General features: G+C 51.9%; 1 rRNA gene. It reads right to left on the bottom strand.

Annotated features, from left to right (window positions below):
* Window positions 1-618 (bottom strand): 23S ribosomal RNA (locus tag IFT80_RS21515); the annotation flags it as partial.

The raw sequence follows: 618 nt of genomic DNA, 5'->3' as shown, positions 1-618 counted from the left end.
TGATACCCGTAGCTTCGGTACCTGGTTTGAGCCCCGTTACATCTTCCGCGCAGGCCGACTCGACTAGTGAGCTATTACGCTTTCTTTAAAGGGTGGCTGCTTCTAAGCCAACCTCCTAGCTGTCTAAGCCTTCCCACATCGTTTCCCACTTAACCAGGATTTTGGGACCTTAGCTGACGGTCTGGGTTGTTTCCCTTTTCACGACGGACGTTAGCACCCGCCGTGTGTCTCCCATGCTCGGCACTTGTAGGTATTCGGAGTTTGCATCGGTTTGGTAAGTCGGGATGACCCCCTAGCCGAAACAGTGCTCTACCCCCTACAGTGATACATGAGGCGCTACCTAAATAGCTTTCGAGGAGAACCAGCTATCTCCGAGCTTGATTAGCCTTTCACTCCGATCCACAGGTCATCCGCTAACTTTTCAACGGTAGTCGGTTCGGTCCTCCAGTTAGTGTTACCCAACCTTCAACCTGCCCATGGATAGATCGCCCGGTTTCGGGTCTATACCCAGCGACTAAACGCGCTATTAACACTCGCTTTCGCTACGCCTCCCCTATTCGGTTAAGCTCGCCACTGAATATAAGTCGCTGACCCATTATACAAAAGGTACGCAGTCAC

The sequence above is a fragment of the Pseudomonas sp. CFBP 8771 genome (assembly GCF_014841695.1).
Lineage (GTDB): Bacteria > Pseudomonadota > Gammaproteobacteria > Pseudomonadales > Pseudomonadaceae > Aquipseudomonas > Aquipseudomonas baltica.
The sequence above is the reverse complement of the archived record's forward strand: the minus strand, read 5'-3'. Positions and strand labels throughout refer to the sequence as shown.